The 26,369-nt window shown below is 36.9% G+C and carries 18 protein-coding genes, 23 tRNA genes, 1 rRNA gene, 1 other RNA gene and 1 other annotated feature; of the genes, 35 read left to right on the forward strand and 8 right to left on the reverse strand.

The features are described 5' to 3' along the window. Positions 1–177: 177 nt before the first annotated feature. Together gltD and gltB are read right to left on the reverse strand one after the other, a co-directional pair. Complete coding sequence (gene gltD, locus BKP45_RS22030) at positions 178–1,656, reverse strand: glutamate synthase small subunit (protein WP_071388786.1); 1,479 nt, start codon at positions 1,654–1,656, stop codon at positions 178–180. Between the two features lie 18 nt (positions 1,657–1,674). Next, positions 1,675–6,228 carry a glutamate synthase large subunit gene (gltB, locus tag BKP45_RS06030; protein ID WP_071388787.1) on the reverse strand — a complete coding sequence of 1,518 codons (4,554 nt, stop codon included), beginning with the start codon at positions 6,226–6,228 and terminating at the stop codon, positions 1,675–1,677. A gap of 132 nt (positions 6,229–6,360) precedes the next feature. On the opposite strand from gltB, the gene BKP45_RS06035 reads away from it, so the two are divergent. After that, entirely contained in the window at positions 6,361–7,254 is an 894-nt protein-coding gene (locus tag BKP45_RS06035) for a LysR family transcriptional regulator (RefSeq protein ID WP_071388788.1), read from the forward strand. 111 nt (positions 7,255–7,365) lie between these two features. Here BKP45_RS06035 and BKP45_RS06040 read toward each other — a convergent pair whose 3' ends face one another. Further along, positions 7,366–7,569, reverse strand: coding sequence for a hypothetical protein (locus tag BKP45_RS06040; protein WP_071388789.1), 204 nt, complete (start codon positions 7,567–7,569; stop codon positions 7,366–7,368). 366 nt (positions 7,570–7,935) lie between these two features. On the opposite strand from BKP45_RS06040, the gene BKP45_RS06045 reads away from it, so the two are divergent. Next, positions 7,936–8,583, forward strand: coding sequence for a M50 family metallopeptidase (locus BKP45_RS06045; RefSeq protein ID WP_169824070.1), 648 nt, complete (start codon positions 7,936–7,938; stop codon positions 8,581–8,583). A gap of 79 nt (positions 8,584–8,662) precedes the next feature. Here BKP45_RS06045 and BKP45_RS06050 read toward each other — a convergent pair whose 3' ends face one another. From BKP45_RS06050 to ppnP, 4 genes are all read right to left on the reverse strand, one after another. Next, entirely contained in the window at positions 8,663–10,060 is a 1,398-nt protein-coding gene (locus BKP45_RS06050; RefSeq protein WP_071388791.1) for a PAS domain-containing sensor histidine kinase, read from the reverse strand. Between the two features lie 590 nt (positions 10,061–10,650). Next, positions 10,651–10,740: a YjcZ family sporulation protein gene (locus BKP45_RS06055; protein ID WP_071307967.1), complete on the reverse strand. Its 90-nt coding sequence runs from the start codon at positions 10,738–10,740 to the stop codon at positions 10,651–10,653. Between the two features lie 356 nt (positions 10,741–11,096). Further along, positions 11,097–11,192 (reverse strand): YjcZ family sporulation protein, encoded by a 96-nt coding sequence (locus tag BKP45_RS06060; RefSeq protein WP_071388792.1) that lies wholly within the window; start codon positions 11,190–11,192, stop codon positions 11,097–11,099. Between the two features lie 546 nt (positions 11,193–11,738). Next, positions 11,739–12,053 carry a pyrimidine/purine nucleoside phosphorylase gene (gene ppnP / locus BKP45_RS06065; protein WP_071388793.1) on the reverse strand — a complete coding sequence of 105 codons (315 nt, stop codon included), beginning with the start codon at positions 12,051–12,053 and terminating at the stop codon, positions 11,739–11,741. A gap of 536 nt (positions 12,054–12,589) precedes the next feature. Between ppnP and ffs the strand changes: the two genes are divergently transcribed. From ffs to BKP45_RS06205, 27 genes are all read left to right on the forward strand, one after another. After that, positions 12,590–12,855, forward strand: an RNA gene (gene ffs / locus BKP45_RS06070) — signal recognition particle sRNA large type. A gap of 286 nt (positions 12,856–13,141) precedes the next feature. Further along, positions 13,142–13,382 (forward strand) — a sequence feature (23S ribosomal RNA rRNA prediction is too short). A 93-nt stretch (positions 13,383–13,475) separates the two neighbouring features. Further along, positions 13,476–13,591, forward strand: a 5S ribosomal RNA gene (rrf, locus tag BKP45_RS06075). Between the two features lie 9 nt (positions 13,592–13,600). Then, positions 13,601–13,676 (forward strand) — tRNA-Ala (locus tag BKP45_RS06080). A gap of 53 nt (positions 13,677–13,729) precedes the next feature. After that, positions 13,730–13,806: transfer RNA gene (locus tag BKP45_RS06085), tRNA-Met, on the forward strand. Positions 13,807–13,860: 54 nt separating this feature from the next. Next, positions 13,861–13,953, forward strand: a tRNA-Ser gene (locus BKP45_RS06090). 23 nt (positions 13,954–13,976) lie between these two features. Further along, a tRNA-Met gene (locus tag BKP45_RS06095) sits at positions 13,977–14,053 on the forward strand. A gap of 54 nt (positions 14,054–14,107) precedes the next feature. Next, positions 14,108–14,200, forward strand: a tRNA-Ser gene (locus tag BKP45_RS06100). Positions 14,201–14,210: 10 nt separating this feature from the next. Further along, a tRNA-Asp gene (locus BKP45_RS06105) sits at positions 14,211–14,286 on the forward strand. Between the two features lie 27 nt (positions 14,287–14,313). Next, positions 14,314–14,397, forward strand: a tRNA-Tyr gene (locus BKP45_RS06110). 31 nt (positions 14,398–14,428) lie between these two features. Beyond that, positions 14,429–14,502 (forward strand) — tRNA-Trp (locus BKP45_RS06115). Positions 14,503–14,516: 14 nt separating this feature from the next. Continuing rightward, positions 14,517–14,592: transfer RNA gene (locus BKP45_RS06120), tRNA-His, on the forward strand. Between the two features lie 14 nt (positions 14,593–14,606). Further along, a tRNA-Gln gene (locus BKP45_RS06125) sits at positions 14,607–14,681 on the forward strand. A gap of 8 nt (positions 14,682–14,689) precedes the next feature. Next, positions 14,690–14,764, forward strand: a tRNA-Gly gene (locus tag BKP45_RS06130). A 38-nt stretch (positions 14,765–14,802) separates the two neighbouring features. Beyond that, positions 14,803–14,876, forward strand: a tRNA-Cys gene (locus BKP45_RS06135). 27 nt (positions 14,877–14,903) lie between these two features. Then, positions 14,904–14,992 (forward strand) — tRNA-Leu (locus BKP45_RS06140). 30 nt (positions 14,993–15,022) lie between these two features. Beyond that, positions 15,023–15,099: transfer RNA gene (locus BKP45_RS06145), tRNA-Arg, on the forward strand. 9 nt (positions 15,100–15,108) lie between these two features. Further along, positions 15,109–15,185, forward strand: a tRNA-Pro gene (locus tag BKP45_RS06150). 17 nt (positions 15,186–15,202) lie between these two features. Beyond that, positions 15,203–15,276, forward strand: a tRNA-Gly gene (locus BKP45_RS06155). Positions 15,277–15,283: 7 nt separating this feature from the next. Further along, positions 15,284–15,360 (forward strand) — tRNA-Ile (locus BKP45_RS06160). 12 nt (positions 15,361–15,372) lie between these two features. After that, positions 15,373–15,447, forward strand: a tRNA-Asn gene (locus BKP45_RS06165). 6 nt (positions 15,448–15,453) lie between these two features. After that, positions 15,454–15,544: transfer RNA gene (locus BKP45_RS06170), tRNA-Ser, on the forward strand. 18 nt (positions 15,545–15,562) lie between these two features. After that, a tRNA-Glu gene (locus tag BKP45_RS06175) sits at positions 15,563–15,637 on the forward strand. Positions 15,638–15,696: 59 nt separating this feature from the next. Further along, positions 15,697–15,772 (forward strand) — tRNA-Val (locus BKP45_RS06180). A gap of 166 nt (positions 15,773–15,938) precedes the next feature. Then, a tRNA-Lys gene (locus BKP45_RS06190) sits at positions 15,939–16,014 on the forward strand. A gap of 33 nt (positions 16,015–16,047) precedes the next feature. Beyond that, a tRNA-Leu gene (locus BKP45_RS06195) sits at positions 16,048–16,128 on the forward strand. An 870-nt stretch (positions 16,129–16,998) separates the two neighbouring features. Continuing rightward, positions 16,999–18,441: an NADP-dependent glyceraldehyde-3-phosphate dehydrogenase gene (locus BKP45_RS06200; protein ID WP_071388794.1), complete on the forward strand. Its 1,443-nt coding sequence runs from the start codon at positions 16,999–17,001 to the stop codon at positions 18,439–18,441. Positions 18,442–18,554: 113 nt separating this feature from the next. Beyond that, positions 18,555–19,349, forward strand: a complete 795-nt coding sequence (locus BKP45_RS06205; RefSeq protein WP_071388795.1) for a DUF6612 family protein — start codon at positions 18,555–18,557, stop codon at positions 19,347–19,349. Between the two features lie 86 nt (positions 19,350–19,435). On the opposite strand, the gene BKP45_RS06210 is transcribed toward BKP45_RS06205, so the two are convergent. Further along, on the reverse strand, positions 19,436–20,674 hold the full coding sequence (locus BKP45_RS06210; protein ID WP_071388796.1) for an EAL and HDOD domain-containing protein: 1,239 nt from the start codon (positions 20,672–20,674) through the stop codon (positions 19,436–19,438). A gap of 423 nt (positions 20,675–21,097) precedes the next feature. On the opposite strand from BKP45_RS06210, the gene BKP45_RS06215 reads away from it, so the two are divergent. The 6 genes from BKP45_RS06215 to BKP45_RS06240 all read left to right on the forward strand — a co-directional run bounded on the left by BKP45_RS06215 (position 21,098) and on the right by BKP45_RS06240 (position 26,340). Further along, positions 21,098–21,355, forward strand: coding sequence for a DUF3006 domain-containing protein (locus BKP45_RS06215; RefSeq protein ID WP_071388797.1), 258 nt, complete (start codon positions 21,098–21,100; stop codon positions 21,353–21,355). 166 nt (positions 21,356–21,521) lie between these two features. Further along, entirely contained in the window at positions 21,522–21,992 is a 471-nt protein-coding gene (locus tag BKP45_RS06220) for an S-ribosylhomocysteine lyase (protein ID WP_071388798.1), read from the forward strand. A 922-nt stretch (positions 21,993–22,914) separates the two neighbouring features. Continuing rightward, complete coding sequence (locus BKP45_RS06225) at positions 22,915–23,739, forward strand: electron transfer flavoprotein subunit beta/FixA family protein (protein ID WP_071388799.1); 825 nt, start codon at positions 22,915–22,917, stop codon at positions 23,737–23,739. A gap of 3 nt (positions 23,740–23,742) precedes the next feature. Then, positions 23,743–24,774, forward strand: coding sequence for an electron transfer flavoprotein subunit alpha/FixB family protein (locus tag BKP45_RS06230; RefSeq protein WP_071388800.1), 1,032 nt, complete (start codon positions 23,743–23,745; stop codon positions 24,772–24,774). After that, positions 24,767–26,062 carry an FAD-dependent monooxygenase gene (locus BKP45_RS06235; RefSeq protein WP_071308137.1) on the forward strand — a complete coding sequence of 432 codons (1,296 nt, stop codon included), beginning with the start codon at positions 24,767–24,769 and terminating at the stop codon, positions 26,060–26,062. Before BKP45_RS06230 ends, BKP45_RS06235 begins: the two co-directional genes overlap by 8 nt. Continuing rightward, positions 26,062–26,340, forward strand: coding sequence for a ferredoxin family protein (locus BKP45_RS06240; RefSeq protein ID WP_071388801.1), 279 nt, complete (start codon positions 26,062–26,064; stop codon positions 26,338–26,340). Before BKP45_RS06235 ends, BKP45_RS06240 begins: the two co-directional genes overlap by 1 nt. The last annotated feature ends 29 nt before the right edge of the window (positions 26,341–26,369 follow it).

Below are 26,369 nucleotides of genomic sequence, written 5' to 3' on the forward strand. Positions count from 1 at the left end.
TTGTAAAATATTATACTTGAACTCGTTTGCCAATTTTTTCATAATGTCCTACGAAATAATGATATAACAACAAAAACAAGCGTACCAATCATAGGAATTGGTACGCTATTTCTATTTCTAATTACTATTTTTTCTCCAAAAACTGAACGATCTAGTATATTCGGGGAGTATTAATCATTACTTAACTAAACATTTCGTTAAATATTTGTCTACTTCACGTGCAGCTTCGCGACCTTCATTGATCGCCCAAACAATTAAACTTTGACCACGTCTCGCATCACCAGCAGCGAACACACCTTCTACATTGGTTGTGTGCTTACCGTATTCTGCATCGATCTTTTGGTTAACTGTTTCTACACCGAATTGTGTTAACATTGGTTGTTCCACACCTTCAAAACCAACAGCAATAAAGATGCACTGTGCAGGCCATACTTTTTCTGTTCCAGGAATTTCTTTAAACATTAGTCGGCCGGTTTCATCCTTAGTTTCTTCAACTTGGATTGTGTGTAATTCTTTTGCACTTCCATTTTCATCAGTAACGACCTTCTTCGTTTGAATTAAATATTCACGAGGGTCTTTACCATATTTAGCAGCTGCTTCTTCATGAGCATATGAAACAGTGTGCACATTCGGATACGCTGGCCACATATTGTTTTCAGGTCTAGTTTCAGGTTGTTTCGAAAGAATTTGGAATAATGCAACACTACGCGCGTTTTGTCTTGTTGCTGTTGCAACACAGTCAGCCCCAGTGTCACCACCACCAATAACGATAACATCCTTACCTTCTGTATCAATGAAATTACCATCTTTAAAGTTTGAATCTAGTAAGCTTTTTGTAGCTTTCGTTAAGTAATCCATTGCAAAATGAATTCCTTTTGCTTCCCTACCTTCAAATTTGAGATCACGCGCTTTTCTAGCCCCAATACAGAGCACAACTGCATCATACTGTTGTTTTATTTCTTCAGCTGTGATATCTACCCCAACTTCAGTGTTTGTAATAAAATCAATACCTTCTTGCTGCATTAATTTAATACGACGCTCTACTACACCTTTATCAAGTTTAATGTTAGGAATACCATACATTAATAATCCGCCTGGTCGATCAGCACGCTCATAAACAGTTACTGAATGACCAGCTTGATTTAATTGGTCAGCACTTGCTAATCCTGATGGGCCTGAACCGATAACTGCGACTTTCTTTCCTGTACGATTTTTCGGAATGCGAGGAGTAACCCACCCATTTTCAAATCCTTTATCAATGATCGAGCGCTCAATACCCTTAATTGATACCGCAGGGTTAGAGATCGATACCGTACATGACCCCTCACAAGGGGCGGGACAAACTCGTCCCGTAAATTCTGGGAAATTATTTGTTTTTTGTAGGCGTTCTAATGCTTCCTTCCATCTTCCACGATAAACTAAATCATTCCATTCAGGAATTAAGTTATTAATAGGACAACCAGATGCTGCACCTTGAATAATCATTCCTGTATGGCAGAAAGGAGTTCCGCAGTCCATGCATCTAGCTCCTTGTTCACTTAATACTTCATCAGAGAAAAAGGATGAATATTCACTCCAGTCACTTAACCGTGTTTTAGGATCTCTTTCCTCTGGCTTTTTGCGACTATATTCCATAAATCCTGTTGCTTTTCCCATGATCATTCTCCTCCTTTCTTATTTCACCACTACTTCTAATTTTTTACTTGGTGCTTTTTTCTCTACAGCTGCGTTAGCTTGGAAGGCTTCCATAATTGCTTCATCTTCAGCTAAACCTCTTGCTTTGTGTTCCTGAATTTTTTCCATCATACGCTTATAGTCTTTCGGAATAACTTTTACAAACTTGCTTGTGATTTGATCCCAGTTTTTAAGAACATGATCGGCTTTTTCACTCTTCGTATAATAGAAATGGTTAACGATCATCTCTCTAACTTCTTTTGTCTCTTCTTTATTTTCAAGAGTCTCGAATTCAACTAGCTCTTTGTTACATAATGATTTAAATTCGTTTACATCATCAGCAAGTACGTAAGCAATTCCACCTGACATACCAGCTGCAAAGTTTTTCCCAACATTACCTAAGATAACGACACGTCCACCAGTCATATATTCACATCCATGGTCTCCAATTCCTTCAACAACGGCTTTCACACCACTGTTTCGAATTGCAAAACGCTCACCAGCGCGTCCGTTAATGTAAGCTTCACCACTTGTTGCACCGATGAAAGCAACATTTCCAGCAATAACATTATCACTTGCTTTTAGTCCTGCGTTTGGATCTGGTTTAACGATTAATTTACCGCCTGATAAACCTTTTCCGAAGTAGTCATTTGTATCACCTGTTAAATGAAGAGTCATACCATTAGGAACAAAGGCACCAAAACTTTGACCAGCTGAACCGTTAAAACGAAGTGTGATCGTATCTTCAGGCAATCCTTTTTCTCCATAGCGTTTTGAAACTTCACTTCCTACAATCGTACCAACAACGCGATTAACATTCATAATCGGGAATGTTACATCAACTGGATTTTGATTTTCTAATGCGTCTTGTACTGCTGGCAAGATTTTTTGCATATCTAAAGACTCATCTATCTTATGATTTTGAGAGATACACTTTGTACGAGGGCCCTCAGCTTGGTAAGTTAATGCAGTTAAATCTAACTGACTCGCTTTCCAATGTTCTTTTGCACCTTCACTTACTTGAAGTACATCTGTACGTCCAACCATTTCTTCAACTGTTCTAAATCCTAGCTCTGCCATGACTTCACGAACTTCTTCGGCAATAAAGCGCATGAAGTTGACTACGTGATCAGGATCTCCAGCAAACTTATAACGAAGTTCTGGGTTTTGAGTAGCAACACCTACAGGACATGTATCTAAATGACACGCACGCATCATAACACACCCTAATACGATAAGTGGAGCTGTTGCAAAGGCAAACTCTTCTGCTCCAAGAATTGCAGCCATAACTACATCTTTACCTGTCATAAGCTTTCCGTCTGTTTCTAGTACAACGCGGTCACGTAAACCGTTTAGCATTAATGTTTGATGTGCTTCTGATAAGCCAAGCTCCCATGGTAATCCAGCATGCTTGATACTTGTTTTTGGTGAAGCACCTGTACCACCATCGTATCCACTGATTACAATAACATCCGCAACACCTTTAGCAACACCCGCAGCAATTGTTCCGACACCAGACTCTGATACAAGTTTTACACTAATACGCGCATGGCGATTAGCATTTTTCAAATCATGAATTAACTGCGCTAAATCTTCAATTGAGTAAATATCATGATGTGGAGGTGGTGAAATAAGTCCAACACCCGGAGTTGACCCACGAACCTCAGCAACCCAAGGATAAACTTTGTTACCTGGAAGCTGACCACCTTCACCTGGCTTAGCTCCTTGTGCCATTTTGATTTGTAATTCATCTGCATTAATAAGATAGTGACTCTTAACTCCAAATCGACCTGATGCAATTTGCTTAATTGCACTTCGACGATTGTCTCCATTTTCATCTACTGTAAAGCGGCTTGGATCTTCTCCACCTTCACCACTATTACTTTTTCCACCTAAGCGGTTCATAGCAATCGCTAAGGATTCATGAGCTTCTTTACTTAATGAACCATATGACATAGCTCCTGATTTAAAACGTTTCACAATCGATTCTACAGACTCAACTTCGTCAATTGAGATCGACTGGCGTTTTTCATTAAATGAGAATAAATTACGTAAATATCCAGCTTTTTCTTCATTTGCTGTTTTAGAATATTGCTTAAATAAATTGTAGTCACCTTTACGACAAGCCCATTGAAGCGTGTGAATTGTAGTTGGATTGTATTGGTGATGCTCACCATTTTTTCTCCATTGATAGTCACTTCCTGTATCTAATGTTTTATCATAAGATTCAACATATCCAGCCTCATGACGATTTTTAGCTTCTTTGGCAATCGTTTCTATATCAATTCCACCAAGTTGTGAAGTTGTTCCAGTAAGATAACGGTCAATTACACTTGAACCAATACCAACTGCTTCGAAGATTTGTGCCCCGCGGTAACTTTGGATTGTTGAAATCCCCATTTTTGACATTACCTTTACAACACCTTCAGTAACAGCTTTTACATACTTTCTTACTGTTTCTTCGTAGCTTAATGATAAGCTACCATCTAAAGTGGCTGCATGGTACGTTGCATAAGTAAGATATGGATAGATTGCATCTGCTCCATAGCCGATTAATGCAGCAAAGTGATGTACTTCTCTAGCCTCTCCAGTTTCTACAATTAAGCTAACTTTCGTACGAACACCTTTTTTAACAAGGTGATGATGCACTGCACTAACTACTAATAAAGTTGGGATTGCTACTTGGTCTTTGCTCATATCTCGATCTGATAAAACTAGTAAACTTACCCCTTCTTCAATTGCTTTTTCTGCCTTTTGACATACGTCCTCAAGAGAAGTTTCTAAATCTTCAGAAAACAACGTGTGAATAGTTGAACATTTAAACTCCGAAGTAACACCCTGTTTTAATTGTGCTAACTGATCTTGTGTTAAAATTGGCGTTTCAAGTTGAATTCGATGACAATTATTTTCATTTGGATGAAGTAAATTCCCTTCAGCTCCTAAGTACGATACAGTTGATGTTACGATATGCTCACGAATTGCATCAATTGGCGGATTCGTAACTTGTGCAAAAGTTTGTTTGAAATAGTTAAACAATGATTGCGGACGATCTGATAATACCGCTAAAGGACTATCATATCCCATTGAACCAATAGGGTCTTTCCCTTGTGTAATCATTGGAATTAAATACTTTTTAACATCCTCATGCGTATAACCGAATGCTTTTTGGCGTTGAAGTAAATCTCCAAATTCTTCAGCTAACACTTGTTTTTCTTCTAACTTTACTAATTGCTTATCTAACCATTGTTGGTATGGATGCGCATTGGCCATTTCTGATTTGATTTCCTCATCAGAAATAATACGTCCTTCTTCTAAATCAATTAATAGGATTTTCCCTGGGCTCAAACGTTCTTTGTAAAGAACATTTTCTTCTTCAACATCAATAACCCCAACTTCAGATGAGAAAATAATGTAATCATCTTTTGTTACATAATATCTAGCTGGACGTAGACCGTTACGATCTAGAATAGCTCCAATTTGTTTTCCATCTGTAAATGAAATCGCCGTTGGACCATCCCAAGGCTCCATGATACAGCTGTGATATTCATAAAAAGCTCTCTTTTCTTCTGAAATATGTGGGTTTTCTGTCCACGGTTCAGGAATTAACATTACTGCTGCATGAGCAGGCTTTCTACCTGATAAAACAAAGAATTCAAGCGCGTTATCTAATACAGATGAGTCACTTCCGCTAGTATCTAGGATTGGAAGTAATTTCGGTAAATCTTCACCAAATACTTCTGAAACAAATTGTTGTTCACGAGCTTTCATCCAATTAATATTACCTTTTAATGTATTAATTTCTCCATTATGGATAAGATATCTGTTCGGATGCGCTCTTTCCCAACTCGGGAATGTGTTTGTACTAAAGCGGGAATGTACTAAAGCAAAAGCTGATACAAAAGAATCGTCTTGTAGATCAAGATAAAACGTATCTACTTGTTGAGGTGTTAACAAACCTTTGTAAACGATTGTTCTACTTGATAAACTCGCAAAGTAAAAACGTAACTCACGTTCATTTGCCCAATGTTCTGCTTGTTTTCTAATTATGAATAGCTTTCTTTCAAACACTAAATCATCTTGAATTTCATCGTTTGCACCGATAAACACTTGACGGATAACAGGACATGTTTCTTGTCCACCTTTTCCGATTTGATTTACATCGATAGGCACTGTTCTCCAACCTAGGAGCGTCTGCCCTTCTTGTTCGATCAATTCGTTTACACGAGCTTCAACTTCAAGACGCTCTGCTTCATTTTTTGAAAAGAATAGCATCCCTACTCCGTAACGACCTTTATTTGGAAGATTAATTTCCGGACATGCTTTACGGAAAAATTGATCAGGAATTTGCACCATTACACCAGCGCCATCCCCTGTTAAAGGATCGCTTCCTTGTCCGCCACGATGGTCAAGCTGACATAACATTTTTAGTGCTTTTTTTACAATATCATGAGTTGCAAGTCCCTTAATATGCGCATATAGACCAATTCCACATGCATCATGTTCGAATTCAGGATGATAGAGACCTTGTGCTTTTGGTAAGTTATTAAATGTCATTTTTATCTCCCCTGTTAGTTTTTTTCACGAATTGCTTTACGTAGTTTTTATTTTATGGTATCAAATTAATATATACAATATATGATTTAGATGATTTCTATCTCATATCGATATAAAAAAGGGATGGTGTCCATGGAATTACGACAACTACGCTATTTTATAGAAGTTGCTGAAAGAGAACATTTTACAAAAGCTGCAGAACATCTTCATGTCGCACAATCGGCAATAAGCCTACAAATATCAAAACTTGAGGATGAACTTGGAGTTGCGTTATTTGATCGAGTAGGTAGAAATATTAAACTAACCCCTATTGGCAAAACGTTCTTAATTCATTCAAAGGCAGCGATAAAAGCGATTGATTACGCCAAAGAAAAAGTAGATGAATATTTAGATCCAGAATTCGGGACAGTAAAAATTGGCTATCCGACAAGCCTTGCCAACCATTTACTCCCCACCGTTATTTCTGCTTTTAAAACGGAGCACCCGAAGATTTCCTACCATTTACGTCAAGGTTCATATGCTTCATTAATCGATTCAGTAAAGAATGGTGAATTAGATCTTGCCTTTCTTGGTCCAGTGCCACCGAGTACCGCTGATATAGAAGCGCACGTATTATTTTCTGAGAATATCTCTGTTTTAGTACCAGCTAATCACCCTGCATCTGCAAATAAAAGTTTGTCTCTTGCCGATTTGAAAAACGATGATTTTGTATTATACCCAAATGGATATGTATTACGTCAAATCGCCGTTGATGCATGTAATGAGGCAGGATTTGAACCTAAGGTTTCAGCAGAAGGAGAAGATATGGATGCTATAAAAGGTCTTGTTTCCGCCGGTATTGGTGTAAGCCTTTTACCTAATGGTACGTTTTACGATCGAACGTCTAGTTTAACAGTACAAATACCAATCGACACACCAGAAGTGCAACGAACGGTTGGTATCATAATACCCAAAAACCGATCACTGGCACCTACTGAAAAAATATTTTTTCAATTTGTAAAAGAGTTTTTCGATTGGGATTTTTAATTCGTCTGCCTATTTACCTCCTGGACATTTTAGTACTAAACCAAGCTACAGAAATCTATACCTAATTACGATCGGTTCAGCGTAACTAGGTATAGTATCTTTCGGGCAAGGTTATGAATGAGGAAATTCATAATATAGAGAAAAATTATTTACACCTAATACTAAGTTCATCCAAAGTACTTCTTCAACTTGCTCAAATTTTGTTTCATCGCATTCAACGATTAATACTACTTCCGAAAACTTAGTAGGAAACTTTTTACGGTCATTTATTTTTCGTACCTCTAATAACTTAGTCATGAAGTTAAAATCTTGCAATATTTATCATCCATTGTTTTTTCATCGACATTTATATCACCTAAACTTTTTCTTATTAGGTTACTTTGAATTCAAAAATATATTCAAATACATTTTTATTTTTATTGTTGGTATGCCTAAATATTAGCACCACTTAAAATAAGTTTCACTCACTTCTTCCCATAACTGAAGTTTGTTCTACTCTTGTTACTGTTACCTGATTACACTTTCCACCATGGGGCGGGATCCATTCACAAACTTTGGTTACCACTTTACTTCGGTTACCGCTATTATGTGATCCAAGCAAATTATAGAGCCTGGACAATTTCCTTTATTTTGTAACACAACAAAATTGACTATAATAAATTGATATGGAGGTGATTGAACTTGGAACATATTTTTTACTATTTAGTAGCTGCCTTTGTCATCTGTCATATTCCTATTATTAGAAGGTTATTTTGTACGATTAATACGTTAGTTCATGAGTCTGGACATGCAATTGCTGCACTTATGACAAGTGGGAAGGTATATTCCGTTTCGTTATATTTAAACAGCGAAGGATTGGCTGAAGTTGGTACTAGATCGTGGCTATCTCGAGTCATCGTCAGTTATGCTGGCTATACAACTTCTTCAGTCGTTGCTTTTCTTTGCTTTTACTTTATAAATTCAAACAATCTAGTATTTATATTTTATGGATTATTAGCTTTGGCAATCATAAATCTTGTCTTATGGGTTCGAAACTTTTTTGGCATTCTTTGGCTTTGTGTTTTTATTGGATTTAGTTTTTATATCGAATATCATCAGTTATTAGCATTGAAGGAAGCTCTAATATTATTATCATCAAGCATCATCCTTATCCACTCAGTATCTAGTGCCTTTACGATATTTTACCTAAGCATTTTTCATCCTTCCCGTGCAGGTGATGCTACTAGTCTTGCATCAAACACGTTTATTCCCACTATATTATGGGGTTTCATATTTTTCGTTCAATCATTAATTAGTTTATATTATGTCTTTACGCTTTTTATTTTGTAGAAAAATAAAAAAATCAAAAACGCTCCTCTAACTATTGGTGTGTTTTTGATAATTTTCCAAATTTCAACTAACTTTACTACTATATATTAACCTTGGTTGCTCGCCTTGGCTTCGGCAGAAAAACTCTAAAGATAGTCCCTTCTCCTATTTTACTAGTAAATTCAATCTTTCCCCCATGGTCATTTATAATTTTAAAAGTAGTTACCATCCCTAATCCCGTACCTTTTTCTTTTGTTGAATAAAATGGCATCCCTATATTAGGAGCTAAGTCATCTGAAATTCCACAACCTTGATCGATTACTTCTATTAGGATATTTTCTTGACTATAGTCATGAAGGACAACCTTGATTACCCCACCATCAGTCATGGATTCGATAGCATTTTTAATAAGATTGATAAATACCTGCTTTAACTGATTACTTACGTAGCTAATGCTTCCTACTTTTTCATATTCAAAAATAATTTCGATATTCTTCATCAGTGCTTGCGATTGTAACAAAGTCACAACATCATTTATCGTATCTTTAATGTTCCCATTAGTAAATTGAACTGCTTGGGGCTTTGCTAAAAGTAACAATTCACTCGTAATCATTTCGATGCGATTCATTTCATCAAGTAATATTTCAAGGTGAATCGGATTAACTTCTTTTTCTTTTTTTATTAATTGTAGGAATCCTTTTAATGTCGTTAATGGATTTCTAATTTCATGGGCAATTGAAGCAGATAATTGTCCTACCAAGGAAAGCTTCTCCGCTTTTTCAATACTTTCCTCAGCTACCTTTTGCAAAGTAATATCTTTACAAATTCCATATACGCCAATGACTTTATTTCCTATCGTAATTGGTATATTGGTAACCTTACAATGTATGATTCTTCCACTTTTATGAATTATTTTACAATAATAATTTTGCGGAACACCATTAGTTGCTTCATTAAAAAAATACATTGTTTTTTCTAAATCTTCTTTAGCTATCAGATGGTGAAATGATTGATCTATTAATTCATTTTCACGATAACCAGTTAATTCTTCTAACGCTTTATTAACACTTATGTATCGACCTTTTAAATCAAATGAATAAACGGCATCTGGATTATTCGTAAATAAAGATTGATAATGCTGTTCTCTTTTTATACTTTTTCTTTTGGAAGATGTTATATTTACAAAATATACAGATAGCGTTTCCTTTGATGGGTATGCCCGCAAATCAAACCACTGATTTTTTAAGGGGTAATATAACTCGAAGCTTACCGACTGTTGTTCTTTCATTGCCAAATGAAAATAACTGAAAATAGGTAAAGTAACCATATGAGGAAATTGGTCCCATAAACTAGTTCTGAGCAGTTTTCCTTTTGGTCGATTAAACATTTTTTCTGCCGCTTGATTTAGATAAATAAAGTTCCACTTGGTATCCAATATAAAAAATCCATCCGTTATTTTCTCAAGAATATCAAGAGCATCAAATTTTTTTACATCCATTTTACTTTTTCCTCCACGCGATTATACCTATAGCGATATTAATTATATCAAAAATGATACTATCCTTATCTTCACTATCCTTGATTTCACAAAAAATAACTAGAGGTTAATTAAAACGTTTACAACTTACTCCTTTATCATTGATAAAACTGATTAGTTAAGAAAATTGGCAGATTAAAATTCAATAAAGCTGAACTTCAATCAGTGGGGGTTTTCCTTCATCCCCCACTGATTGTTAGTTCAACTTATACCACAGGCATAAGAATAACTAATCATCAGCTATCACTGATGAAAGTTATTCTACATCGGACCTTTAGGGGCAGTTTATCCCCCACCTAAACTTCTCGATTTTCTTAAGTTTTGAGGTGGGGGTCTTACTTGCCCCTTAAGTGTGGGATAAACTACTTTTTCCTTGCTCAAACACATAATCACCTAACCTTATTTTCATCACTATTACTATTCCCATTTAACATTTCTTTAAAACTTAATTAGAAAAGCATCTATAATTCCGAATTATAATCTCGAAAACTTATCTCTTCAAAGAAAAGGATGCCCAATCCTCTTAGATTGGGCATCCCAAGTCTTATTAATTAGTAACCTACGTAAGCAGCACCTACGATAACTAAAAGAATAAACAATACTACAATTAACGCGAAACCTGTTGTTCCTACGTGAGACATATTTCAACACTCCTTATAATTTTAATTGTGGAATTACTCCACCTACGAGTACTGTATTCACGTGTCAGTACATGTGATTAGACGAATGTCCTTATTTTTCATATTTATAAAAATTATGACTAAGTGAAAATCCACTAAAGGTTCCTCCAAAGTAAAACTGACAAGTTTAGCACTCAATTTTTTTGTTTTTCTTCATTACAATTGATAAAAGCTTATTTCACTAGTATAAGCTAACTATTCATTGTGAGTTCTTCTTTTCAGAATCAGTGAAAAAGCGTTATGCAATCCATACATATCGCTTTTGTAGTTCCCCTAGATTTTCCACATTTTTCGAGACAATCAATGGTTGCACGTTATTAGTAGCTCACATATGCAGCTCCAATAATAACTAGAAGGATAAACAATACTACGATTAACGCAAAACCTGCTCCTAATCCATGTGGATGTGACATATTACCATCCCCTCCTTTTGCATTTGTTTGTGGATATCTCCACTTACACTTACTGTATTCAATCACAATATAATGTGCTTAGACATTTATAACTTTTTCGATAATTATAATTCCAACTTTAAAAAAACTTATCTAAAAATCATGGACGAGTTAATTCAATGAAACTAATTTTTAAGTTGATTTAGCAGGATAATACTACTTCCGTTCGTTTCGGCTTCTCACCTTTCTCACTGTTTTCGAAAATGTATCTCACCCATCAAGAAAAGCGCAAGCGCCTTGGTCACGAGCATCAGTCGCTGTGCCACTCCGTTTGCTCAGGTGCAAAGCTGCATGAAGCTAATCAACGAAGGATTTCAAGAGGTAATTGAAGTCATTTGCTTGACTGAAGTGACCGAGCTCGTATGCTGCTTGCGCTAGAGAGTTTCCAAGTTAGAAATTTATAAATTCTGATTATATGAAAAATCCTCACAAAATATTTGTGAGGATTACAGTTATAGTCCCAAGATTGCTCAATACATTTAATTATTTAGCATTAATTGTTACCCTTTACTCTGCCAAGTATGAGCAACAATAATCAACTACAGAATGAACTTTCAATTGAAATTTTTCATTAGCAGGTACATAAAACACACCGCTACCATCAATAACCTTCCAATCTTCACCTTGTAATTTATATTCTAAATGACCAGCTAAAATATCCATTTCTTCTTTAACATCAGTGGAAAACGTATATTCACCAGGTAACATAATCCCTAAAGTCTTTTTTGTACCATCTTCAAATATAACTACGCGACTTGTTACTTTTCCGTCAAAATATGTGTTAGCTTTCTTGATGATCGTGACATTATTAAATTGTTCCATACTTCTTTTATCTTCCTTTCAGTTTCAAAGTACTATTAATTTACCACAAATATTTGTCGAAATAAATAGAATTCTCAGAAATTAACTACTGTATAAAGCTGAACTTCAATCAGTGGGGGTTTTCTTTCATCCCCCACTGATTGTTAGTTCAACTTATACCACGGGCATAAGAATAACTAATCATCAACTTTCGCTGATGAAAGTTATTCTATATCGGACCTTTAGGGGCAGTTAATCCCCCACCTAAACTTCTCGATTTTCTTAAGTTTTGAGGTGGGGGTCTTACTGCCCCTTAAGTGTGGGATAAAAATGATTACGTAATCTAGCTTAAGCACAATATTCATCTACGTATATCGAACACACGGTTTCTACAAACAAGCCTCGTTTTTAGAACATCTTTCACCAAACCACCTCTGCCCTCCACTCAACATTTCTATTTAACATAATTAATTGCCATTTCCAACCTCAACTACCAAACGATTAATATATACAAGATATAAAAACCATAGTAATATTAACTTATCAAATGAAACACATCGCAATAGACGGGGAGCTAGCGGCACCTTGTAACCTACAATCCGCTATAGTAGGGTCGAATTCCTATCGAAGGTCTAATCATGTGTGGTCAGTACTTTTGATTTGGTGTTGAGGAAAAAGTCTTTTACAACGAAAAACCTACGAACGGGTCAGATCCGGAAGGAAGCAGCCATAAGGGGGACACTTTTCTTGTGTAAAAGGGTACTTTTTCTGAGTCAAAGAGAAAGGTAACGCATGGATGGTTATATCGTAGATAGGTTTGCGATTACATAAACGTCAAAGGCAGTTCCTCATGCATATAGGAACTGCCTTTGTAATATTTCTATTACTTTTACTTTTCGGCTCTATAATAATTGTTGGGGTATCCAAACAATTAGGTTAGTGGTGATATTCTTCTTTTTTGCTTCATGGGCGTAGCCCATGAAGCAAAAAAGAACACGCAACCTACCAATTCTTTTATACTTGAATTGACGAGAAACAAGTAAAAGATTGGGGTTGCGTGTGAGTGAATTTTATCATAGATTTGCCAGGATTGAAAGATGTGTGCTCATTAAGAAGGTTGAAGAGGTTGATCATGTCATACGATTTGGTGTACCAGTTGTTCCGCCAGGAGCATAGCTGGGTAGCTACGTATGGAAGGGATAAGTGCTGAAAGCATCTAAGCATGAAGCCCCCCTCAAGATGAGATTTCCCTTGGAGTTAATCCAGTAAGACCCCTTAGAGATGATGAGGTTGATAGGTCTCGGGTGGAAGCACGGTGACGTGTGGAGCTGAGAGATACTAATCGGTCGAGGACTTATCCTAAAATAAGAATTGAATTTACACTCAAGAAACTTATATGTATGTTATCTAGTTTTCAGAGAAGGATCTCTGAAATTAATATAATCTAGTGGCGATAGCGAAGAGGTCACACTCGTTCCCATGCCGAACACGATCGTTAAGCTCTTTTGCGCCGATGGTAGTTAGGGGCTTCCCCTTGTGAGAGTAGGACGTTGCTAGATTGTACTTATGGGGCCTTAGCTCAGCTGGGAGAGCGCCTGCCTTGCACGCAGGAGGTCAGCGGTTCGATCCCGCTAGGCTCCACCAAAGTTTTTTTGTGAAACGAAGTGGAACAAAAATAACTTACCTATTTATTTTTTGGCGGCGTAGCTCAGCTGGCTAGAGCGTACGGTTCATACCCGTGAGGTCGGGGGTTCGATCCCCTCTGCCGCTACCAAAGTTTTTTCGTGAAGCGAAAATAACTTATCAACTTAATTTATTGATATGATACGGAGGAATACCCAAGTCCGGCTGAAGGGATCGGTCTTGAAAACCGACAGGCGGGTTAAACCGCGCGGGGGTTCGAATCCCTCTTCCTCCGCCAAATAACTTACCTATTTATTTTTTGGCGGCGTAGCTCAGCTGGCTAGAGCGTACGGTTCATACCCGTGAGGTCGGGGGTTCGATCCCCTCTGCCGCTACCAAAGTTTTTTCGTGAAGCGAAAATAACTTATCAACTTAATTTATTGATATGATACGGAGGAATACCCAAGTCCGGCTGAAGGGATCGGTCTTGAAAACCGACAGGCGGGTTAAACCGCGCGGGGGTTCGAATCCCTCTTCCTCCGCCATATTAAATAAGGACCCGTGGTGTAGCGGTTAACATGCCTGCCTGTCACGCAGGAGATCGCCGGTTCGATCCCGGTCGGGTCCGCCATTAATAACTAAACCAATTATATATTTTGGAGGGGTAGCGAAGTGGCTAAACGCGGCGGACTGTAAATCCGCTCCTTAGGGTTCGGCGGTTCGAATCCGTCCCCCTCCACCATTTAACATATTAGATAAGATATAGTGCCTTTAGGGGCATAGTTTAACGGTAGAACAGAGGTCTCCAAAACCTCCAGTGTGGGTTCGATTCCTACTGCCCCTGCCAAACAAAAGAATATGGCGGTCGTGGCGAAGTGGTTAACGCACCGGATTGTGGCTCCGGCATTCGTGGGTTCGATTCCCATCGATCGCCCCATATAATTATATTAATGGGCTATAGCCAAGTGGTAAGGCAACGGACTTTGACTCCGTCATTCTCTGGTTCGAATCCAGATAGCCCAGCCATTTAGTTCGCGGGAGTAGTTCAGTGGTAGAACACCACCTTGCCAAGGTGGGGGTCGCGAGTTCGAATCTCGTCTTCCGCTCCAGTGATTAATTAACTTAATATTGAGCATATTATATTCTTGGCGGCATAGCCAAGTGGTAAGGCACGGGTCTGCAAAACCTTTATCCCCGGTTCGAATCCGGGTGCCGCCTCCAAGTGCTCAAAAAAGTCTTTATAGGTATGCCGGGGTGGTGGAATTGGCAGACACACAGGACTTAAAATCCTGCGGTAGGTGACTATCGTGCCGGTTCAAGTCCGGCCCTCGGTACCATCATGAAAAGTTTTAATTAAAAAACAACATGCGCCCTTAGCTCAGCTGGATAGAGTGTTTGACTACGAATCAAAAGGTCGGGAGTTCGAATCTCTCAGGGCGCGCCATAGAAATGTCGGGAAGTGGCTCAGCTTGGTAGAGCACCTGGTTTGGGACCAGGGGGTCGCAGGTTCAAATCCTGTCTTCCCGACCATGCAATTAATTATTAATGCGGGTGTAGTTTAGTGGTAAAACCTCAGCCTTCCAAGCTGATGTTGTGAGTTCGATTCTCATCACCCGCTCCAAAAGTATGGGCCTATAGCTCAGCTGGTTAGAGCGCACGCCTGATAAGCGTGAGGTCGGTGGTTCGAGTCCACTTAGGCCCACCATACTAGATTTATTCCACAGTAGCTCAGTGGTAGAGCAATCGGCTGTTAACCGATCGGTCGTAGGTTCGAGTCCTACCTGTGGAGCCATATTAAGGAGAAGTACTCAAGTGGCTGAAGAGGCGCCCCTGCTAAGGGTGTAGGTCGTGTAAGCGGCGCGAGGGTTCAAATCCCTCCTTCTCCGCCAGTCGCGGTTTTTTATACTGGCCCGTTGGTCAAGCGGTTAAGACACCGCCCTTTCACGGCGGTAACACGGGTTCGAATCCCGTACGGGTCACCAATAGTTTTAGGTCAACTTTTTAGTAGAAATTTTCTACTAAAACAAGTAGAAGCATATTTGGAGGATTAGCTCAGCTGGGAGAGCACCTGCCTTACAAGCAGGGGGTCGGCGGTTCGATCCCGTCATCCTCCACCAGAGTTTTTTTGCTTAACAAAGTCGAGCAAAAATAACTTACCTATATATGCCGGCCTAGCTCAATCGGTAGAGCAACTGACTTTTAATCAGTAGGTTGGGGGTTCAAGTCCTATGCCCGCACTCCTAGTATAAGTATTGCTTTAACAAAATTTTTATTATTTATAAAGAGCCATTAGCTCAGTCGGTAGAGCATCTGACTTTTAATCAGAGGGTCGAAGGTTCGAATCCTTCATGGCTCACCATAGTTTTTTACTTAGCAAAATAACTTTTCATACGCGGGTGTGGCGGAATTGGCAGACGCGCTAGACTTAGGATCTAGTGTCTTTGACGTGGGGGTTCGAGTCCCTTCACCCGCACTTAAAAGCTTCCTTAAATATTAAGGAAGTTTTTTATTTTGTTCTAAGGTAAGAAAATATAAAAATTTCTAATTTGGAAACTGTCTAGTTTCAGCGCCTACGAGCTCGGTCACTTCGTTTAAGCTACTACTGACTTCAATTACTACGTGTAATAAATCTCGAATGAATTCATAGGTGCTAAGTACCTATGTTACTTGCCATACAAGAAGTAATGCAAATAAACGTAACTTTAAGGACACAAGTATCGAGATATCCACAAAGTTTAGTCAGTTGTGTACAAATCGGAACAAATCTTAGGCCATATAATAGATTATCAACAAAAAATTAAAAGTATGAACACTTATGAGCCAGTAAAACCCGATGAACAAAGTTAATAGTAGTATAAAACTATAATTATGCACATACTTATTCAGTTTTGTGTAAAAATAGACACAGTTAAAAAAGCAATCTTAGTAATCCACATGTTAGTAAGTTCTTATCCACGTATATTGATTCATCATTAAGGTTTATGATCATCTATTTTCCCCTTTTAATAATTTCCGTCTTGCTAATTAACAGTCTTATCCCACTCTTAAGGGGCAGTAAGACCCCCACCTCAAAACTTAAGAAAATTGAGAAGTTTAGGTGGTGGATGAAGTAAAACCCCCACTGATTGAAGTGCAGCTTTATATTGTTTTTTAGATACATTAAGTAGACTTTATTCCAACTTTTAGAATTTTCAAAAAAGGTAAACAAAATAGTTGCCTGAAAGTGCTTTCAAATGTTTTAATTAGTTTTAATATGTTTTATCATTATAGGGGAAGTGATGGAACATTGTTTTAGAATTATCGTTAAAACAATTAAAAATATCTGAATGGAGTGTATTAATAAATGAAAGCTACTGAAGATTTAAAATATCAATTTTTAATAAATAATGAGTGGAGTAAGAGTACAACAGATAAATGGGTGAACATTTTTGCTCCTGAAACAAATGAACTAGTTGGTTCAGTTCCGGCGATGAGTCAAGAAGAAGTGGATAAAGCAGTTCGTTTAGCAAAGGAAGCTCAAGTGAAATGGGCAGACACACCTGTTCACGAGAGAAGTAACTTGTTATATCGTTGGGCGGACAAGCTAGAGGAAAGAAAAAATGAAATTGGAGCAATGATTGCTTTAGAGGTTGGGAAATCTCCATCCTCAGCAGTTGGCGAAGTTGTAAGAACAGCTGAAATTATTCGTTATACAGCTGAAGAGGGAGTTCGTATACATGGTGAATTAATGAAGGGAGATTCATTTCCAGGTGGATCCAAAAACAAGCTTGCGCTAATTCAAAAGGAACCACTAGGAGTTGTGTTAGCTATTTCACCATTTAACTATCCAGTTAACCTTGCTGCTGCTAAAGTTGCTCCTGCGCTTATTGCTGGTAATACGGTTGTATTTAAGCCAGCAACTCAAGGTGCAATTAGTGGTATCTTAATGGTTGAAGCATTAGTTGACGCAGGACTTCCAGAAAGTGTCGTAAATGTTGTGACAGGTAGAGGTGCTGATATCGGTGATTTTGTTGTTACTCACCCTGACATTAATATGATTTCATTTACTGGTGGAACGAAAACGGGTCAAGATATAGCACAAAAAGCGAAGATGATCCCTCTAGTATTAGAATTGGGAGGGAAGGATCCAGCAATCGTTTTAGCAGATGCAGACTTAGAACATGCTGCAGACCAAATCATTGGTGGTGCATTCTCTTATTCTGGTCAACGTTGTACAGCAATTAAAAAAGTTTTCGTAATAGATACAATTGCTGATGAGTTAGTAAGTAAACTTGAAGCAAAGATCCAAAAGCTTAAAGTAGGTAAAGCGAGTGAAGAAGCAACGGTTGTTCCACTAATTAACGAAAAGGCAGCAGATTTCGTTGAAGGCTTAATAATTGATGCTAAAAGCAAAGGTGCTACAATTGTAGCTGGCGGTTCAAGAACAGACAACCTAATTGCACCGACTTTAATTGATCATGTAACTGATGACATGGTGGTTGCGTGGGAAGAACAATTTGGTCCAGTGTTACCAATTATTCGAGTATCTAGTGTCTTTGAGGCGATTGAGTTAGAGAGAAAGTCGGAGTATGGTTTACAAGCAAGTATCTTTACAAAAAATGTTCAAGACGCTTTTGCTTTAGTATCTAAGCTAAATGTAGGAACTGTACAGTTAAATGGTAAACCAGAACGTGGACCTGACCATTTCCCATTCATTGGTGTGAAAAACTCAGGTCTTGGTGTACAAGGTGTTGGTAGAAGTATTGAGTCAATGATGAGAGATAAAGTAATGGTAATTAATTTATAATTAGGATTTGAAAGGCAGTCCAGTTTTTGGACTGCCTTTACTATTGAAAAAATTGAAACTTCTGAAAACGGTTAGCGTAAGTATTAAGGAAGTCTAAATTTTGGAGGGATATTATGTTGAGAAAATTAAAGTCGGTTGGGATTGCCATCGTATTCATGTTAGTCATGTCTGCTTGTAATAGTGAAAGTTCAGGATCTTTAACGAGCGCTAGTGATGTACTAATAAAATCGTTAGAATTAATGGAAGGGTTAAATAGTTATTCTATGAAAATGGAAAGTAATCAAACGTTGACAATAAATGATGATGAAACAGTTGAAATGTTTCTAACTTTAAATGCTGATATGACACTTGCCCCTTTAGCATTTTATCAAAAAATGATGATGGAAACAGATATGGAAATGATGAGTACAATTGAAACTGAAATGTATTTTGTTGATAATCAAATTTATATGTATGAACCTATGACTAATGAATGGATGCAATTACCTCCAGAGTTAATAGGAGAAATAGGTGCACTATCTGAATTGCAAATAAGTCCGGAGCAACAGCTAAATGTGTTAACGAGCTTTATCGATGAAATTGATATGACAGAATCGGGTAACGAATATGTATTAAAGCTTACTGGTGAAGGTACAGAATTTCTTGAAATTGCTAAACTTTTTGGTGGGGTAGGGACTGAAGATTTTGAAGAAATGTTAGAGCTGTTTAGTCATCTAGAATTAAATAACATAGATTATGAGATTTTTATTGATAAAGAAACGTTGTACCAAACAAGACTAAATATGATTATGGAAATGGAAATGGTAGTCGATGGCGAGAGGGTTCATACTGTACAGACAATGAGTGCAACAATATATGGGTATAATGAAGTTGATGAAATCGTTCTTCCAGAAGAAGTAATTAAATAGTTTAAACTAAATCAGTGGGGACTTATATCCCCACTGATTTTAGATGAAAGTATATGGTATCAAATTAAAGGTATTTCACATAAGAATTACTTAGAAAACGCTTTCGCACTATCGTATTCATTATCTATATTACTATTAATTTTTGTTGCCCACAAAATAGCATCCTCGTAATGCTTAGATAGATTTTTAGGAGCGATCAACTTTAGTTGGTTCCAATCGGCCTTTTCAATTGCGACAATCAAATCTAATAATAGCTTATATGGGCTTTGATAACCGAGTAATGCATATTTTATATCATCAGATAAAGGTAATGCTTCAAGAGTTTTTTCAAGAGGTTGTTTTAATATTACGTCTAATAATGAAAACATCCCTAACATAAAACATTCTGATTTTTTCTTAGTACCAAATAACATATCACCTAAAGATTCACACAATTTTGCTCTAGTTAATGATCTTAGTAAAAGTTCATTAGAAACAGCAGAACTATCTATTTGCTTACTTAAAGAGATGATGGCAATTAAGTTGATTAATTCATTAATTCCTAAAGTTAAGATTGCTTGTTTAATTGAAGTAATTTTTATACGTGTATAATAATCCATCGTGTTAACAATTTTTAATATTTTATAGGAAAGGGAAAGATCACACTCGATTATTGCTGTAAGATTATCAATGCACGGTTCGGGACTATGCAATTCATATAATAGATCTAAATAATCGTTTGTATAAAATGGAACATCTTGAGTAGATAAAATGACGGGCTTACTAAAGAAGTACCCTTGAAATAAGGCATAACCTTCCTTTAATGCGCGATTAAATTCAGCTCTTGTCTCAACTTTTTCGGCAAGTAGAGTAATGTTATTGAATTGGGCAATATTTTGAATAATCTTTCGTTGAGCGTAAGAAGTTTGACGAAAATCAACCTTTATTATGTCTGCATAAGTAATTAAACTTTTATTAATATCTTTAAGGAGAAAGTCGTCAAGTGCAATAGTATAACCTAGTTGTTTAAATTCACTTATAGCATCAATTATTTCAGCATCGCCTTCTACGTCTTCGAGGATTTCAATAATAATTTTTTCAGGAGAAAGAAGAAGTGGTACACGTTTTATGAGTAGGTTTCTAGTAAAGTTAATAAATAATTTTTTTCCACTAGAAATTTTTTTGTTGCCAATGCCAATAAAACTATTTAACAGTAGTTCAATAGTTGCTCCATCTCCGTCAATTTTAGTAAAGGTGTTGTTGTGACTATTTCGATATAAAAGCTCGTATCCTATTACTTCTTCGGTTTTTGTTAAAATTGGCTGCCTAGCAACGAAAATCTCCATAGTTCACCTCTTGCTTTTTTGTATTATCTATATTTTACCATATGTGTATGTGGATGCTAGATGATTAGTAAATTAGTATTGAAAACAAAGTGAAAATAGGTACAAAGACCTAGTCCGATATACAATGCAATAAAAAAACTAAAAAACTGGTTTAAAGTTGTATGAAAGGAGTGAATTTCATAATACTATTAATCGAGTGACAGTATACTTACCTAGTTATTTAAAATCGCACTAATACAACTAGATATAGGTTTGTGCGATACGTTTTTGGTAATTATGAAATCACTCATTTAAAGAAATTTTAAGTAGACCTCATGTCAAACCATATCTTCAATACTACAAAGTATTACTTTAAATTTGATAATCAGTTTGTTTTAAAACATGTAGCAATCTTAAAAGTTGAAACTCTGGAGGTGGGAATTCATGAAAGGGATTATAGATCGAATCATAGATGGTAAATGGGCAGTTATACTAGTGGGAAAAGATGAGACAGAATACAATGTACCAATTGAAAAGCTGCCACTGAAGGCGAAAGAAGGTAGTGTTGTTTCTGTGAAACTAGAAGGTAATGTAGTTGTTTCAATGAACCTTTTAGAAGATGCAACAAATTCTCAAAAAAATATAATCAATGATAAAATGAATTTGTTAAAATCTAGGCAGCGAAGCAATTTTAAACGTTAAGATTATTTATAGTTAGGATAAATACATTAACTTTTTAGCTTCTTTGAAGTTGGTTATACTCCTAATCTTTTGTATGTGTTATATTCAGTTTATTTAGACAAATCTAAATAGTTGATATATAATAAATACTTACTGAAATTTCATGTTGAAAGGAATGGGATGACAAATGCCTTCAGTCGAAAGTTTTGAATTAGATCATAATCTTGTAAAAGCTCCATTTGTAAGACATTGTGGAGTTCATAAAATAGGTACAGATGGTGTTGTGAATAAATTTGATATACGTTTTTGTCAGCCTAATAAACAAGCGATGAATCCTGGAGCTATTCACACGCTAGAACATTTACTAGCAATTAACATTCGTAGATTCACAGAAAAGTATGATCACTTTGATGTGATAGACGTATCGCCAATGGGATGTCAAACAGGCTTTTATCTTATTGTAAGTGGCGAACCTACTATCGATGAAATTATTGATGTAATGGAAGCTGCTTTAAATTATAGTCTTGAAATAGCAGTAGTTCCTGCAGCTACAGAAAAAGAATGTGGTCAAGCAAAGCTTCATGATTTAGAGGGAGCAAAAAAGCTAATGAAATATTGGTTAACACATGATAAAGAAACATTACGTACTGTATTTTAAAGATTAATATTACTAAGAAGTTCATTCAGCTAAGATATTTTTCTTAGTTCTGAATGAACTTTTTTTGTAGTAGAAATAGATAGTAGAGTATCGAGGTTAATTGAACTGATTTGTTCTTAAGGGGTCATAGACCCCCACCTCTAAGCGTAGCGTAGGTGGGAATTTCCATTCAGGTGGAGTTGAGACTCCATCTGAATTTTCGATGTTCTAGAGAAGCTAGAACGAGTTCTCTTGGTATCCTTAGCAGATTGGTAGTATAAAAAAATTCTTTTTACATTTTATTTTCTAAGCATACTGGTAGTTTCTTGTTCATATTATGTTCAATATGTGACAGATACGAAAAAGTACTGGTAACCTCGCTAATAAAAATAAAGGTTTTAAAATAAAGAATTCATTATTTTAAAAAAACAATAAAAATATCGGGCAGGTAAGCGGGACTAACAGTACGGCTCTTTTGAACTACTTAATTGTTAAATATCACTATACCAAAGTAAGGAAAAATAGAATTCAGTGTAAAATTATACAAAATGTGGTTGTTCAAAATCAATTATTTTGGTATAAATAAACTAAGAAATCGCTTTCATTACATCGAGTTATTTTTGGTTGAAAGCAAACATTATCCTCTATTCAACACCACAACTAACTTCTTAGTATGATACTAGAATGATAGACTTACAGAAATTAGAAACAAGTTCGTCACAATTAGTGTCAAAGCTTTTTTATTTTCAACAAGTAAGTGAATGATTGAACTTACTTATTGCTCCACTGAAGATATTCAATGTTTTTATTATTTCATTCACTTATTAGTAATTTTCGTTTAGAAAATAGTGGTATAAAAAGCAATTACATATGTTTTTCGTATGCCAATATTTTCTAAACATAAAAATTTAATAATAAGAGTATACGTGAGGAGTGGGAAGCAATGCACATTGTCGTCTGTATTAAGCAAGTTCCAGATACTAAGATTATTAAAGTTAATCCCAAAACAAACACACTAGATCGATCTAGTGCTCCAGCTATTTTAAATCCGTATGATGCCCATGCGGTTGAAGAGGCTGTTCGCCTTAGAGCGCTGCATGGTGGCAAGGTTACAGTACTTTCCATGGGTCCACCACAGGCGGTAAATGCCATTAAAAAATGTATAGAAATAGGAGCTGATGAAGGAGTGTTAATTTCTGACCGTGCGTTTGCAGGTGCAGATACGTTAGCCACTAGTTACGCTCTAACAAAAGCAATTGAAAAAATTCAAAAACAAGAACCGATTGATTTAGTACTTTGTGGAAAACACGCTATTGATGGTGATACAGGTCAAGTTGGTCCTGGTATTGCTCGACGAATGGAAATTCCACCAATTACAAATGTATTAAAAATTGAAAACGTTAAAGTGAATGAAGGCAAGGTTGAAATACGTCGCAAAATTGAAAATGGCTATGAAGTTATTCAATCAACCACTCCTTGCTTATTAACAGTAGAGAAAGAAATCAATGAAGTTTCCTACTCGCCACTTCCGAACATGATTAGAGCTGCTAGATATAAGCCGACGGTTTGGACAGTTGCAGATCTTGAAGATGTAGATCGTAAACAGCTAGGGATTAAGGGATCTCCGACAATTGTAGGGAAAATGTGGCCACCAGCCAAGAGTGAAGGGGCGAAGCTAATTGAAGGTGATGCAAAATCACAAGTTAGTCAACTTGTTTCAATAGTTCTAGAAAAGCGTGAACTGTTCGCACAGAAAGGCGGGAAGTAATCGATGAATATAGAAGAATACAAAGGTGTCTGGGTATTTATTGAACAAATTGAAGGACAAGTGGTTGGAGTATCGTTAGAACTTCTTGGAGCAGGACGTGCGTTAGCGGATAAACTTGACGTAGATCTTTGTGGAGTATTGCTTGGATCTAATGTAAAAGAGCTTTGTCCACAGCTTTTCGAATATGGCGCTGATAAAGTCTATGTCATTGATGATCCTATACTTGAGCAATATCGCTCTGAAACATATATGAAGGCTGTTGGTGATCTTGTACGTAAATATAAACCTGAAATTTTCCTATACGGTGCTACAGCTAATGGAAAAGATTTAGCAAGTGCTGTTGCTACAGAGGTAATGACTGGTTTAACAGCAGATACAACGATGCTTGATATTGATTTGGATAAACGTTTATTTGAAGCAAGTCGTCCTGCATTTGGTGGAAATATTATGGCGACGATTCTTTGTAAAAAGCATCGACCACAAATGGCTACCGTTCGTTCGAAAGTAATGAAAGCATTAGAGCCAGAGTCAGGACGTACAGGTGAAGTCATTGAGGAGACAATTAGTTTAAAAGAAGAAGACTTACGTACGAAAGTATTAGAAATTGTACGTGACACTAGTAAAAAAGTGAACTTAGCAGATGCAGATATTATTGTAGCAGCTGGTAAAGGAGTGAAAGATGCCGCTGGTTTTAAATTAGTTTGTGATTTAGCTGACGCTTTAAATGCAACAGTTGGAGCAACACGTGACGTGGTGGAAGCTGGATTAATCGGGCATTCACACCAAATTGGTCAAACAGGTGAAACAGTCACACCAAAGCTTTATTTTGCTATTGGTATTTCTGGAGCCGTCCAACATGTTGTAGGTATGAATAACTCTGAAACTATTATTGCTATTAACAAAGATTCAGATGCACAAATTTTTAATGCATCACACTACGGAGTGGTAGGGGATTTATTTGAAATTGTTCCACTGTTAACTGAAGAATTCAAAGCAGCGCTAAATGATGTTGGAGGTGTCAAAACTCATGCCTGAACAATTTGATGTAATCGTCGTAGGCGCTGGACCAGCAGGTGCAGCCTGTGCAAATATTTGTGCTCAAAATGGATTAAAAGTAATGATGATTGAACGTGGTGAATATCCAGGTTCTAAAAACGTAATGGGTGGAATTTTATATCGAAAGCAAACAGAAGAAATTGTACCAGAGTTTTGGAAGGAAGCACCGATTGAAAGGCCAGTGGTTGAACAACGTTTTTGGTTTTTAGAAAAAGAGTCTATGATGTCTATGGGCTACAAAGGAAAAGAGTGGGCCCAGGAGCCTTACAATAACTTTACAGTACTACGTGCACAATTTGACCAATGGTTTGCAAAAAAAGCTGTTGAACAAGGTACACTTTTAATTAATGAAACCGTCGTATTAGAGTGTATTCAAGAGAATGGAAAAGTTGTAGGTGTTCGAACCGATCGCCCAGATGGTGACATTTATGCGAATGTAGTTGTTTTGGCAGATGGCGTTAACTCATTACTTGCCAAATCACTAGGTTTCCATAAAGAGTTTAAGCCTGACGAAGTAGCTCTTTGTGCGATGGAAGTTTTAAATATGCCAAAAGGAAAAATTAACGACCGCTTTAACCTAGAAGGGAATGAAGGCTGTTCGGTTGAAATCTTTGGTGATGCCACACACGGTCAGCTTGGAACAGCATTTATGTATACAAATAAAGATAGTATCAATATTGGAGTAGGTACCACTCTTTCAGGAATGATTAGGGCAAAAGTAAAGCCATACGAGTTATTAGAATATGTAAAAAATCATCCAATGATCCGGCCGTACATCTCAGACGGTGAGCCTGCGGAGTACTTAGCTCATTTGATCCCGGAAGGTGGGTATCATGCAATTCCGAAGCTCGTAGGTGATGGTGTTCTTGTTATTGGTGATGCAGCTCAATTAGTAAACGCCATTCACCGTGAAGGGTCGAACATGGCGATGGCTTCAGGTAAAATGGCAGCAGAGGCTATCGTTAAGGCTAATGAAAAGAAAGACTTCTCAGAGGCTTCATTAGATTCTTATCGTACTAGTATTTATGATAGTTTTATAGGAAAAGATTTAAAGAAATACAAAGACCTTACTCATACGTTTGAGGCAAACCCTCAGTATCTAAATGAGTATATTCCTTTAATGAATCGTGCGGCGAGCCAGTTCTTCACCATTGATGGAACACCGAAAAGAGAAAAACAATCGCAAATTATGAAATCTTTCACAGCAAACCGAGGTAAGTTAGGTGTCGTAAAAGATATTTATCAAGCTTGGAAGGTGATGAAATAATGGCGAAAACAATTGAAGAAAAACAATATCTAGTTCGGTATAAAGCAGATAAGAAATCCCATTTAACCATTTTAAACCATGAAGAATGCGCCAAGTGCGAAGGGCAAGTTTGTACATTATTTTGTCCAGGTGAAGTTTATAAGTGGGAAGGAGACCGAATGTTTGTAGGTTACGAAGGCTGTCACGAATGTGGGAGCTGTCGCATCGGATGCCCGAGTGATAATATTAAATGGGAATATCCATTAGGAGGACATGGCATAGTTTTCCGCTTGGCTTAATAATACTTTCGAACCTTGAAGAACTTATG

The sequence above is a fragment of the Anaerobacillus alkalidiazotrophicus genome, from assembly GCF_001866055.1.